Genomic DNA, 12,651 nt, shown 5'->3' with positions numbered 1-12,651 from the left:
GGATCTTGACGGACTTTTTGGCCTGCCGTGCCCCCGGTTTCTGCCAAGCTTAAGTAACTATGGCGCACGCACATCACAAGACTGATTCCCACACCGTCGATTTCCAGGTGGACCCGGTGGTCCTGGAGCTTGGCCAGCGCTTCGTCGACGCCGGCCACGAACTGTCGCTGGTAGGCGGTCCCGTGCGCGATCTCTTCCTGGGCCGGACCTCGCCGGACCTGGACTTCACCACCGACGCCACCCCGGACCAGACGGTTGCCCTTATTAAGAAGTGGGCGGACAACTTCTGGGAAATCGGCCGTGCCTTTGGAACCATCGGCATGCGCAAGGCCGGATTCCAGATCGAGATCACCACCTACCGGGCCGAAGCCTACGACCCGGACTCCCGGAAGCCCGTGGTGGCCTTTGGCTCATCGCTGACTGACGACCTGCTGCGCCGCGACTTCACCATCAACGCCATGGCACTCAAGCTGCCCACCATGGAACTGGTGGACCCGTTCGGCGGGGTCCGCGACCTCCATGCCTCGGTGCTGGCGACGCCGGGCTCGCCGGAGGCGTCCTTCTCCGACGATCCGCTGCGGATGATGCGGGCCGCCCGGTTCGCATCCCAGCTGGGTGTTTCCGTCCACGACGACGTCCGCAAGGCCATGACCGGGATGGCTGAACGAATCACCATCATCTCGGCCGAGCGGATCCGCGATGAACTGGTCAAGCTCATTTGCGGCGCCCGTCCCCGTGTGGGTGTTGACCTGCTGGTGGACACGGGCCTGGCCGAGTTTGTGCTGCCCGAGGTCTCCGCTCTCCGGCTCGAGTCCGACGAGCACCACCGGCACAAGGACGTGTACCAGCATTCGCTGCAGGTCCTCGAGCAGGCGGCGGCCCTGGAGACGGACGCGGAGGGACCCGTGCCCGGCCCCGACTTCGTCCTGAGGTTCGCGGCACTGATGCACGACGTCGGCAAGCCGGCTACGCGCCGGTTCGAACAGGGCGGCGCGGTGAGCTTCCGGCACCACGACATGGTGGGTGCCAAACTCACAACGAAGCGGATGAAGACCCTGCGCTTCGACAACGACACCATCAAGTCCGTGGCCCGCCTGGTGGAGCTGCACATGCGCTTCTACGGCTACGGGGACGCCGGGTGGAGCGATTCCGCCGTCCGCCGCTACGTTACTGATGCCGGGCCCCAGCTGGAGCGGCTGCACCGCCTCACCCGCTCCGACGTCACCACCCGCAACCAGCGCAAAGCCGACAGGTTGTCCTTCGCCTACGACGATCTCGAGGAACGGATCGCTGCACTGCGTGAACAGGAGTCCCTGGAGGCGGTCCGCCCGGACCTTGACGGGGCGCAGATCATGTCCCTGCTGGGCCTCAAGCCCGGACCCGTGGTGGGAAGGGCCTACCGATTCCTCCTCAACGAGCGGATGGAGCATGGCCCCCTGCCCGCCGACGACGCGGAGGCCAGGCTCCTCCGCTGGTGGGCCGAACAGCCTGAAGCAGCACCTGCCGAACCGGCGGACGGAGAGTCCCCCGCCGGCGTCGAACCTTCCCATGTTGAGGAGTCCAAGTGACCAATCCCGCCCTCGCCCCGCGCCCCCAGCTCTGGATCCTCCGCCACGGGGAAACGGAGTGGTCCAAGAGCGGCCAGTACACCGGGCTCACGGACCTGCCGCTCACCGTTGAAGGTGAACAGCAGGCCGTTGAAGCCCGCAAAGTATTGGACGGCGTCGACTTCGACCTGGTCCTCACGTCCCCGTTGCGCCGTGCGCGCCGGACAGCTGAGCTGGCAGGCTTCCCCGACGCCCAGCACGAACCCCTCGCCGTCGAATGGAATTACGGCGACTACGAGGGAATCAGCTCCGACCTCATCCGCAAGGACAACCCGGACTACCTGATCTGGACCAACGGCGTGCCCAATGGTGAGAGCCTGGACGAGGTGGCGGCGAGGGCTGACAAGATCATCGGCCGCGTCCTCGAATCGGGGATGGACAACGTGCTGGTGGTGGCTCACGGGCATTTTTCCCGGATCCTGACCGCACGATGGCTGGAACTGCCTCCCGTTGAGGGCCGGCATTTCGTCCTCGGTACAGCCAAGGTATGCACCCTCGGGTGGGATAAGAAAACTCCCGCAATTGTCCGCTGGGGACTCTGAATACCCGTTTCCTAAAGAATTTCTCTTTTTCCACGCACAAAGGATGGCCGCCGCGTAATTCGTGGTGTACCTTTATTCCTAGCCCCAGGCCTTTTCTGCCGGGGCATCGCCCGTGCTGCAGCATCCACATGGTGCCGCGAATGAAAGAAGAGGAGGTTGGGAGAATGATGACTTTGACTGGCGAATGGAATGTGGCCGTCAATGCTGCCCCGGCCTCCGCGCACGAGGTGCACTTTCCGCAGGGCCGCGCCGGCCACTAGCCCGTGATTCCGCTGCACAGGCGGCGGAATTTCTGATACCGGACCTGCCGGACGCTTGAGTGCAATGTCGCTGAGTGCCGCCCTGTGCATGCCGCCTTTGTCGGCCTGCAGGGGTTGCCTTGGCCTCCCATGCACCGGTGCCCGCACTTCCCGTACCCGCATGTGGCAGCCGCCTCCCTGCTGACGGTATTCCCGTTTATTCAGGCACGCATTTAATTGCCGCCTGCTTCACCGAATTTCAGTGCGCCATCTTTCGGTAATTATTTATGCCTAAATTCCTTTTTGGCGATGGCCTTATTTGCCGTGCCCAAAATCTTCCTTACACCTTCCAAAGGGGGTGAGTACCTTGATCCGAATAATCCGCAAGCTCGTGACCCGAGTCCGCAGGCGGCCAGCCCAGGCCGGGTTCAACAGCCGGCTGCTGGAACAGCACCGCGACGACGCCTTCGCAGTGATGCACCAGCAAATGGGAGGCCTGCGCTGACACCCGCCCCCGGGGCTTCCTGCCCGGGGGCGGGCTGTAAGCTCGGGAACATGCAGGACACCGAGCCCCGGGGGCACCGTGGACGGTCCAGGCTGGTTGTTCCCAGCCGCAGTGACGTGCTGCTCCGGAACTTCACCGAGCTGGTGGGCGGACCACTGGGGCGCCGATCGGAACCGGGCGTGGTGTCCCCCGGGCCGTTCACCGTGGACCGTGTGCTGATCCTGCTGACCCTCGCTGCGGCCCTTCTCGGGATCCTTGTTAAGGGGTACTGCCGGGCGTACGGATGGGAATCCCCCACACAGTTTTATGCCACCTGCTATTCCGACCTTCCCGAGCTGTTCCGCAACCGGGGCCTTGCCGACGGCTCCTTCCCCATCGTCAGCAGCCCCTTCGAGTACCCCGTGGTGGTGGGCCTTGTTGCCGGGGTGACCGCACTGTTGGTCCCGGGCCAGGGTATTTCCGATGCGCGGGTGCTGGCTTTCTTCGATATCAACGCCGTCCTGCTCGCCGTGGCGGCAATGATGGCCGTTCTTGCTACAGCCCGGATTTCCGCGCGCCGTCCATGGGACGCGGCCATGGTGGCCGTGGCGCCCGGCCTGGTCCTGGCGGGCGCCATCAACTGGGACCTCTGGGCTGTCTGCCTGCTGGCCGTGGGCATGTACTTTTTTGCCGCCCAGCGTCCCGTCGCCGCCGGAATCCTGACCGGACTGGCGGTGGCAGCCAACGCCTATGCCCTCCTGTTCCCCGCTGCCGTCCTCCTGTTGGCGCTGCGGACCGGAAAATTCCGGCCGCTTCTTGCCACCGCATCCGCCGCGGCGGTCAGCTGGGCCGCGGTCAATCTTCCGTTCGCAGCAGCAAATCCCGGCGGCTGGGCCTATTACTTCCAGTTCAACGCCAGCCGGGACGCTGGATATGGTTCGCCATGGTTCGCCTACAACCTTGTGGCGGCCAAGCTGCAACGGCCAGTCCTCAGCCCGGAGGCAATCGACCTGCTTTCCGCTGGGTTCTTCGCCCTGGCGTGCGTCCTGGTTGCCGTTGTTGCCCTGTCTGCTCCGCGCCGGCCCCGCCTGGCGCAGCTGGTGTTCCTGCTGGTGGCCGCCTTCGTCCTGACGGGGAAGGCCTATTCACCCCAGTTCGTGCTCTGGCTCATTCCGCTGCTTGCGCTGGCCCGTCCGAAGTGGCGGGATTTCCTGGTGTGGCAGGGAATCGAGGGCCTGCACTGGGCCGCGGTGTGGATGTACCTTGGACAGGTGACGAGTGCGGGTTCCTCCCAGCACAACCTGGACATGCCCTACTACGTACTGGCGGTGGCAGCGCACATGCTCGCGGTGGCCTACCTCATGGCCCGGGTCACCTGGGACATCTACGACCCCCACTACGACCCCATCCGCCGGCACAACCTTGACGATCCGCACGGCGGCCCCTTCAGCAACGCACCCGACCGGCTCCGCCTGGACTTCCGCCGGACGTCCGGGTCGTTGCTGCACTGGAAGGAATCCACCCATGCCTGATGTCAACGTGGTCGGCGCCGGACCCAACGGACTTGCAGCTGCGGCCATCATGGCGCGCGCGGGCCTGTCCGTGGAAGTTTTCGAGGCGGCCGGGTCAATCGGCGGCGGTACCCGCACTACCGAACTCATGCAGCCGGGCCACTTCCACGACGTCTGTTCGGCGGTCCACCCGATGGCGCTGGCCTCCCCCTTCTTCCGTGCCTTCGAGCTCGCACGCCGGGTGGACCTGGTCACGCCCGAACTCTCCTTCGCTTCGCCGCTGGACGGCGGCCGGGCCGCCCTGGCATACCGTTCCCTGGACAGGACGGCGTTCGAGCTGGGGAGGGACGGCGCTGCGTACCGGCACCTCATGGCGCCGCTGGTTTCCCGGACCGCGGACATCATGGATTTCACCCAGGACCAGCTGCTGCGGATCCCCAGGAATCCGCTGGCCGCCGGGATATTCGGAGCGCGGACCGCAGAGCAGGGATCCTTCCTGTGGAACCTCAGGTTCCGGGAAGACAAAGCCCCGGCGCTCCTGAGCGGAGTGGCCGCCCATGCCATCTCCCACCAGCCCTCCTTGGCCGCGTCCGGCGCGGGCCTGATGCTCGGAGCCCTGGGCCACGCGGGCGGCTGGCCCATTCCGGTGGGCGGTTCCGCAGCCATCGCGGCGGCCCTGGCACAGGACATCCGGGACAACGGCGGGCTCATCCACACGGACACCCCGGTGGACCGGCTCACCGACCTTCCCCCCGCGCGGGCATCCCTGCTCAACGTTTCCCCGCGCGGGTTCGCCGGTATGGCCGGCGACGCGCTGCCGCCACGCTACCGGTCATCGCTGGAGTCCTTCCGGTACGGAAACGGCTCCTGCAAGGTGGATTTCATCCTGTCCGGTCCGGTTCCGTGGCAGGCCGCGGGGCTGGCTGATGCGGGAACCGTGCACGTGGGCGGGACACGCGAGGAACTGGCGCGCTCGGAAAACGAGGTAACCGCGGGCAAGCATCCGGACCGCCCGTATGTCCTGGTGGCACAGCCCTCACGCTTTGACGCCACGCGCGCCCCCGCAGGACGGCACACGCTGTGGACGTACTGCCACGTCCCTGCCGGATCCACCAAGGACATGACCGAGGCCGTGACAGCCCAACTGGAACGGTTCGCTCCCGGATTCCGGGACCTGATCGTGGAATCCAACACCGTCACCGCGGCGGAGCTTGCCCGTTACAACCGGAACTACATTGGCGGGGATTTCAGCGTGGGGACCATGGACCTCAGGGGCCTCATCCAGCGGCCCGTGGTGTCTCCCGTGCCGTGGCGGACCCCGTTGCCAGGGGTATACCTCTGCTCCTCGGCTACGCCTCCCGGTCCCGGAGTTACCGGGATGCCCGGGATGCACGCCGCCACATATGCCCTTAAGGACATGTTCGGCCTCGGGCTGCCAGGGCTCGGCCTGGGCGGGTCGTAGGTCCCGCGGAGTCCTGCCGTCCTGCCTATCCGGCGTCGCCGTGGCGTGGGAAAAGCGCATCCAACTCGGTGGATAATGGCGCCATGGGGAAATCAACAAAACTTTCGCTTGCCGTAGCTGCGCTCATTCTCGGAACGTCGCTGGTGGCGTGCGACGACGGACGGGGCGGCGCTGAAGCCGCAGCCCGGCAGCTGGCATCAGCCGTTTCCGGACTCGATGTTGGCGGCGTTGCCTTTGACGGCAAAGACGCTGCGGCAGCAAACGAGCAGCTGAAGAACGTTTTCGCCTCCCTGGACCCGGCTAAGCCCACCGTCGAGGCGGGGGACATCACCCTGGACGGCGAGAACGCCTCCGCGCCCTTGACCTACAGCTGGAAGATCGCCGACAGCGACTGGAAGTACACCACGTCCGCTGCCTTCCGGAAGTCCGGGGACAAGTGGCTGACGGTCTGGAGCCCGGCCAGCCTGGTGCCGGACCTGAACGACTCGGAGATCCTCACCAAAGGCACCCGGTCGCCCCAGCGAGCCGACATCCTGGGAGCAGGAGACGCCCCGCTGGTCACTTACCGGCCGGTGGTGAACGTGGGGATCGACAAGCCGCAACTGGGCGCCGCAGATCCGGCAGACTCCGCCGCGAAATTGGCGGCTCTCGTGGGAGTGGACCCGGCCGGCTACACGCAGCAGGTCAAGGCCTCGGGCGCAGAAGCGTTCGTTCCCGCCATCACGCTGCGCGAAGAAGGCCGCACCGTCACCAACGAACAGATTGCTGCCATCCCCGGTGCCCGCGCCATTCCGGATTCGGTGCCGCTCGCGCCCAACAGGACCTTCGCCCGGGCCGTGCTCGGGTCCGTCGGCCAGGCAACCGCCGAGCAGATCGAAGCCTCGGAAGGCAAGCTGACCGCCGGAGATGCCACCGGCGTCGGCGGCCTGCAGCAGCAGTACGACGAGCAGCTCAGGGGAACTGACGCCGTCGTGATCCGTGCCCAGCGCGCGGACCTGACACGCGAACAGATCCAGTCCGCCGCCACGGACCCGCGCCGGGTCCTCTTCGAAATCGCGCCCCAGCCGGGCACTCCACTCAAAACCACCCTGGATCCGCGCCTGCAGACCCTTGCCGAGACCACCCTCCAGGACGTGAAGCCGGCCTCGGCGATTGTGGCGATCCGTCCATCCAGCGGCGCCGTCCTCGCCGCCGCCTCCGGTCCCGGCAGCAACGGCTACAACACAGCCATGCTGGGACAGTACGCGCCCGGTTCGACGTTCAAGATGGTTGATTCGCTGGCCATGTTCCGCAACGGGCTGACGCCGGATTCGAAGGTGCAGTGCACCCCCACGCTGAATGTTGACGGGCGCACCTTCAAGAATGCCGAGGGCTACCCGGAAGGCTCGCTCGGCTCGGTGACCCTTAGGGATGCCTTCGCGCATTCCTGCAACACGGCGTTCATCGCCGCCCGGGATTCCGTGTCCCAGGGCCAGCTGGAAGCAGCGGCGATGGCCATGGGCCTTGCCGTCGAGGCGCCGTCCCTGGGAGCCGACGCCTTCCTGGGATCCGTCCCCGCGGACGCTGCAGGAACGGAGCACGCCGCTTCCATGATCGGCCAGGGGAAGGTGCTGCTCTCCCCGCTGGCCGCCGCGATGATGGCCGGCGCGGTGGCCAAGGGTGCGCCGGTTTCGCCCCAGCTTGTCCTTAACCCCGACGGCGGTGCTGCCGCCGCCGGGACGGCCAGCGGATCCGTCGCACCGTCGGCCCAGCCCTCCGCGACGGCAAGTGCCGAAGCCCCGTCAACGGCGTCGGACAAACCGATCACCGCCGCCGAGGCAGCCTCCCTGGCTGACATGATGCGCGCCGTGGTGACCTCCGGCCACGCGGGATTCCTGTCCAGCGTTCCCGGCCAGCCGGTGGGAGCCAAAACCGGTACCGCGGAATTCGGCAACGAAAACCCGCCCAAGACCCACGCCTGGATCGTGGCCGTCCACGGCGACCTCGCCGTGGCAGTCTTCGTGGAGGACGGCGGCCTCGGCGCCACCACCTCGGGTCCGCTGCTGAAGGCCTTCCTCACCGCCGCCGGCTAGGGCTTTTCCCGAATATCCGCTGCTGCGGGCCGTCAGGCCCACCCACAGATCCGGACAGAATCACCGGGACCGGGGCGTGGGAAGATGGAGCCCGTGGCTCATATTGACGTTTCCGGCATCGACTACTTCCTCTCCGACGGCACCCAGCTGCTGAACGGGGTGACCTTCAAGGTTCCGGACGGCACCAAGACAGCGCTGATCGGACCGAACGGCACGGGAAAAACCACACTGTTCCGGATCATCGCCGGCGACCTGGTTCCCGACGAGGGCGTGGTGGGTCGCTCCGGGACCATGGGCATCATGCGCCAGTTCGTGGGCCAGGTCCGCGACGACTCAACCGTCCGTGACCTGCTGGTCTCCGCAGCTCCCCCGGCCTTGGCCGCCGCCGCCCGAGAGGTGGACGAGGCGGAGCTGGCCATGCTGGAGGACGACGACGAGCCCACCCAGATGCGCTACGCCCAGGCCATCGTGGACTGGGGCGACGCCGGCGGATACGACGTGGAGACCGTGTGGGACGAGGTGTGCATGGCCGCGCTGGGCCTGCCGTTCGACCGCGCGCAGCACCGCCCGGCGTCGAGCCTCTCCGGCGGCGAACAAAAGCGCCTGGTCTTGGAGGCCCTGTTTGCCGGCCCGGATGACCTGCTGCTGCTCGACGAACCGGACAACTACCTTGACGTGCCCGGCAAGCGCTGGCTTGAGGACAAGCTCAATGAATCCCGGAAGACCGTCTTCTTCATCAGCCACGACCGGGAACTGCTGAACAACGCCGCCGGGCGCATCGTCACCCTGGAACCAGGCATCAGCGGCGCAGGCGCGTGGATCCACGGCGGCGGGTTCGGTTCCTATGTGGAAGCCCGGGCAGACCGCAACGCCCGCTTTGAGGAGCTGCGCAAGCGCTGGGACGAGGAGCACGCGAAGCTCAAGGAACTCGTCAACATGTACAAGAACAAGGCGGCCTTCCGCTCGGACATGGCCAACAGGTACCACGCAGCCCAGACCCGGCTGGCCAAGTTCCTTGAGGCAGGCCCGCCCGAGGCCCTCCCGGTCGAACAGAACGTGCAGATGAGGCTCAAGGGCGGCAGGACAGCCAAGCGCGCCATCGTGGCCGAGCGGCTGGAGCTGACCGGGCTGATGAAGCCCTTCTCCACGGAGGTGTGGTTCGGCGACCGCGTGGGAGTCCTGGGCTCCAACGGGTCCGGCAAGTCCCACTTCCTGCGGCTGCTCGCCACGGGCGGCACGGACCCGGAACGCGAGCACGTGCCGGTGTCCGATGTGGAGATCGCGGAGGTCCCGCACGAAGGTACCGTCAAACTGGGTGCGCGCATCAGGCCCGGATTCTTCGCCCAGACCCACGTCCGGCCAGACCTCCTGGGCAAGACACTGCTGGAGATCCTGCACCGGGGGGACGAGCACCGTTCCGGCCTGGGCCGTGAAGCGGCGGCGGGCGCCCTGGACGGGTACGGCCTGGCCGGCCAGTCGGAGCAGAAATACGAATCGCTCTCCGGCGGACAGCAGGCCCGGTTCCAGATCCTGCTCCTGCAGCTGTCCGGCGCCACGCTGCTCCTGCTCGATGAGCCCACGGACAACCTGGACCTGCACTCGGCCGAGGCACTGGAACGGGCCATCGACCACTTTGAAGGCACCGTCCTTGCCGTAACGCACGACCGCTGGTTCGCACGGACCTTCGACCGGTTCCTGGTCTTCGGTTCCGACGGCAAGGTTTACGAATCCGCGGAGCCGGTGTGGGATGAAAAGCGCGTTGAACGTGCACGCTGAACCGCTGCCGGAGCCAACAGCAGGCAGACGTGACAGCGCACAGTCAGACCCGGGCCGAATCCGCAGGAATCCAGTGGAAGCAGTGAACGCATGAACACCAATACCGGCACGGACCAGGAGGCCGGAGTGACGGCTGCCGCCGCGGCCACCTTCGTGGTTTTCGGCATCAACGGACTTGTCTTTGCCAGCTGGGCGGCGCGCATCCCGGCTGTAACGGAAATCCTGCAGATTACTTCGGGCCAGATGGGAACCCTGCTCCTGTGCACCGCGGTGGGGTCCTTGCTGGCCCTGCCCACGGCCGGCCTGGTGGTGGGCAGGATCGGAACGGCCAACACCGTCCGCTTCAGCGGGGCGCTGGCGGCGGCGGCCGGTGTGGGCATCGCCCTGTCCCTCTCCGCAGCATCAATTCCGGGAACTGCCATTTCCCTGTTCTTCTTCGGAATTGCCATCGGCCTCTGGGACGTCTCGCAGAACATTGAGGGCGCCGACGTCGAACACCGGCTCCGGCGCACCATCATGCCCCAGTTCCACGCGGCCTTCAGCGGCGGAGCCTTTGTAGGTGCGCTGGTGGGTGCCGGGTTGTCCAACCTTGGCGTGGGGCTGCCGCTCCACCTGCTGGTCATCGCAGGCGTGGTGCTGTTGGCAACGCTGGTTGCGCCGCGCTACTTCCTCCCCCATATGGCAGTTGCACTTCCCGAGGGCGAAACCAAGACGGCCAAGGGACCCTCCGCCTGGCGGGACAGCAGGACGCTCCTCATCGGCGTGGTGGTGCTGGGTGCCACCCTCACCGAGGGCGCCGGCAATGACTGGATAGCCAAGGCCTCCGTGGATGGGCTGGGAACCGCTGACTCAACCGGTGCGCTGATGTTCGCGCTCTTTGTCCTGGCCATGACGGCGATGCGGTTCATGGGCGGCCGCGTCATCGACGCCTACGGAAGAGTTGCGGTGCTGCGGGCCAGCATGGCAGCGGCGGCTGCGGGCCTGGGCCTGTTCGTCCTCGCAGAGAACGTCTGGGTAGCAGCAGTTGGCGCAGCTCTCTGGGGCATCGGCGCGGCGCTGGCCTTCCCCATGGGCATGTCCGCCGCGGCTGACGACCCCGCACGCGCGGCGGCGCGCGTCAGCGTTGTATCCACCCTGGGGTATATATCTTTCCTGGCGGGGCCGCCCGTGCTGGGATACCTCGGTGACGTGGTGGGTATCCACCAGGCACTGCTGGCCATCATGGCTCCCATCCTCCTCGCACTGCTCCTGGCCGGAGCCGCGCGGCCGCTCAAGACCGACTAGGAGCCCCCTGCGCGCGGGCGGCGGTAGGGTGTGGAAATGCAGAGCACATGGCGGGGCAGCCACCGATGGATCAGCCGGATGGACAGGTACCTTGTCCGGCATGTTTCAAACCTGCCGGGCGGCAGCCATGACGACTTTTTCCGCCGGCTCTCGGCGTCCGCCAACAATGGGAAACTCTGGATAGCGATCGCCGCGGGCATGGCCGCCTTCCCCGGCAAGACCCGCAGGGCAGCAGTCCACGGCCTCCTGGCCCAGGCGGTCGCCTCCACCGTTACCAACGTCATCTTCAAAACCCTGCTGCCCCGGACGCGGCCGCTGCCGGAACATCTTCCCGTGTTCCGGTTCGTGCATCCGCAGCCCACCAGCTCATCAATGCCCTCCGGCCACTCTGCCTCCGCCGTGGCCTTTGCTGTCGGCGTGGGCCTGGTGCGGCCCGCCATCGGCGCCGCCCTTGCCCCCGCTGCGGCGGGGGTGGCGTACTCCCGGGTCCATACCGGGGCCCACTGGCCTTCGGACGTCCTGTTTGGCTCTGCCTTGGGCGCAGGCGCCGCCCTGGTCACCCGCCACTGGTGGCCGGTGCGGCCACCCATCCCCAAGACCCAGCGCACCGCGGCCTCCGCCCCGGAACTGCCCGGCGGAAAGGGACTCAGCATTGTGGTGAACGCGCTGGGCGGATCATTCACCGATGAAACGGCCGATGCCCTGCGCGAAGTATTCCCTGAGGCGCATATTGTGACGGTCCGGCCCGAAGATGACCTTGTGGAGCAGATCAGCGCAACTGCGGACACTCCCGGAACCAAGGCCCTGGGAGTGTGGGGCGGAGACGGTACGGTCGGGGCAGCGGCGGCTGCCGCCATCGAGCGGTCCCTCCCGTTGCTGGTGCTCCCCGGCGGAACCCTCAACCACTTTGCCCGGGATGCCGGAATCGGGAATCTCCAGCAGGCGGTGACCGCGGCGTCCAACGGCGAGGCGGCTAAGGCGGACATCGGGTTTGTCACGGCCGAGCGCGGCCTGGCCGGGTCGCCGGAAGTGTCCGAGCTGATCATGCTGAATACCTCCAGCATCGGCCTGTACCCCAACCTGGTGCGGCGGCGCGAACAACTGCAGCCGGCCCTCGGAAAGCCGCTGGCGGGAGTGGTGGCCATGTTCCGGACCTTCGCCGCCGGAACGCCCATCACGCTGACTGTGGACGGAACCCCGCACCGGGTGTGGATTGCATACGTGGGGCGTGGCCGCTATTACCCCAGGGACCATGCGCCGCTGCTCCGGCCCGTGCTGGACGACGGCGTGCTGGATTTCAGGATCTTCTCGGCGGATGAATCGTTCGCACGGTTGAGGCTTCTCTGGGCGGTGCTCACCGGAACCGTGGCCAGTTCCAGCATCACCCACCTCCGTGAAGCAACCGAGGTCACCATCCACGCCAACGGCGCACCGATGGCCCTGGCAGTGGACGGCGAAGCGCTGGCCGGGGTGCGCAAGGTGCACTACCGGGTGGTCCCCAGGGCGCTGGTCTACTACTCACCGCAGGCGTAAGACCGGTTGCAGCGCACCCGTCTGTGGGCCACAGACCGGACGCTCCGGTGCGGTCATCCGTCGGGACTACCCTGATTCGCCCCTGAATCATCCCTGAGACCGGCGAAAAGCCCTGCCCGCGTCGGTAGCGTAGGGGGTACC

At 66.9% G+C, this 12,651-nt stretch carries 8 protein-coding genes; all 8 read left to right on the top strand.

What is annotated here, in order from left to right:
- Nucleotides 1-59: 59 nt before the first annotated feature.
- Nucleotides 60-1,568, top strand: coding sequence for a CCA tRNA nucleotidyltransferase (locus BLT71_RS01380; protein WP_091716921.1), 1,509 nt, complete (start codon nt 60-62; stop codon nt 1,566-1,568).
- Nucleotides 1,565-2,149: a histidine phosphatase family protein gene (locus BLT71_RS01375; RefSeq protein WP_045731238.1), complete on the top strand. Its 585-nt coding sequence runs from the start codon at nt 1,565-1,567 to the stop codon at nt 2,147-2,149. The genes BLT71_RS01380 and BLT71_RS01375 overlap by 4 nt, the downstream gene beginning before the upstream one ends.
- Nucleotides 2,150-2,943: 794 nt before the next feature.
- Nucleotides 2,944-4,404 (top strand): glycosyltransferase family 87 protein, encoded by a 1,461-nt coding sequence (locus BLT71_RS01370; RefSeq protein WP_091716919.1) that lies wholly within the window; start codon nt 2,944-2,946, stop codon nt 4,402-4,404.
- Nucleotides 4,397-5,845, top strand: a complete 1,449-nt coding sequence (locus BLT71_RS01365) for a phytoene desaturase family protein (protein ID WP_091716918.1) — start codon at nt 4,397-4,399, stop codon at nt 5,843-5,845. The genes BLT71_RS01370 and BLT71_RS01365 overlap by 8 nt, the downstream gene beginning before the upstream one ends.
- An 83-nt stretch (nt 5,846-5,928) precedes the next feature.
- Complete coding sequence (locus tag BLT71_RS01360; protein WP_091716915.1) at nt 5,929-7,917, top strand: penicillin-binding transpeptidase domain-containing protein; 1,989 nt, start codon at nt 5,929-5,931, stop codon at nt 7,915-7,917.
- Between the two features lie 93 nt (nt 7,918-8,010).
- Nucleotides 8,011-9,693, top strand: a complete 1,683-nt coding sequence (locus tag BLT71_RS01355) for an ABC-F family ATP-binding cassette domain-containing protein (protein WP_091723735.1) — start codon at nt 8,011-8,013, stop codon at nt 9,691-9,693.
- A 90-nt stretch (nt 9,694-9,783) separates the two neighbouring features.
- A complete protein-coding gene (locus BLT71_RS01350) occupies nt 9,784-10,977 on the top strand; it encodes an MFS transporter (RefSeq protein ID WP_091716913.1) in 1,194 nt (397 codons plus the stop codon).
- Between the two features lie 36 nt (nt 10,978-11,013).
- Nucleotides 11,014-12,510 carry a bifunctional phosphatase PAP2/diacylglycerol kinase family protein gene (locus BLT71_RS01345; protein ID WP_091716911.1) on the top strand — a complete coding sequence of 499 codons (1,497 nt, stop codon included), beginning with the start codon at nt 11,014-11,016 and terminating at the stop codon, nt 12,508-12,510.
- The last annotated feature ends 141 nt before the right edge of the window (nt 12,511-12,651 follow it).

Source organism: Pseudarthrobacter equi (assembly GCF_900105535.1).
GTDB lineage: Bacteria > Actinomycetota > Actinomycetes > Actinomycetales > Micrococcaceae > Arthrobacter > Arthrobacter equi.
This window is presented reverse-complemented; position numbering and strand designations above follow the sequence as displayed.

Excerpts from the sequence above, each read along its gene's own strand:
- BLT71_RS01380 (WP_091716921.1), top strand. The coding sequence starts at position 60 with ATGGCGCACGCACATCACAAGACTGATTCCCACACCGTCGATTTCCAG.
- BLT71_RS01370 (WP_091716919.1), top strand. The coding sequence starts at position 2,944 with ATGCAGGACACCGAGCCCCGGGGGCACCGTGGACGGTCCAGGCTGGTT.
- BLT71_RS01365 (WP_091716918.1), top strand. The coding sequence starts at position 4,397 with ATGCCTGATGTCAACGTGGTCGGCGCCGGACCCAACGGACTTGCAGCT.
- BLT71_RS01360 (WP_091716915.1), top strand. The coding sequence starts at position 5,929 with ATGGGGAAATCAACAAAACTTTCGCTTGCCGTAGCTGCGCTCATTCTC.
- BLT71_RS01350 (WP_091716913.1), top strand. The coding sequence starts at position 9,784 with ATGAACACCAATACCGGCACGGACCAGGAGGCCGGAGTGACGGCTGCC.
- BLT71_RS01345 (WP_091716911.1), top strand. The coding sequence starts at position 11,014 with ATGCAGAGCACATGGCGGGGCAGCCACCGATGGATCAGCCGGATGGAC.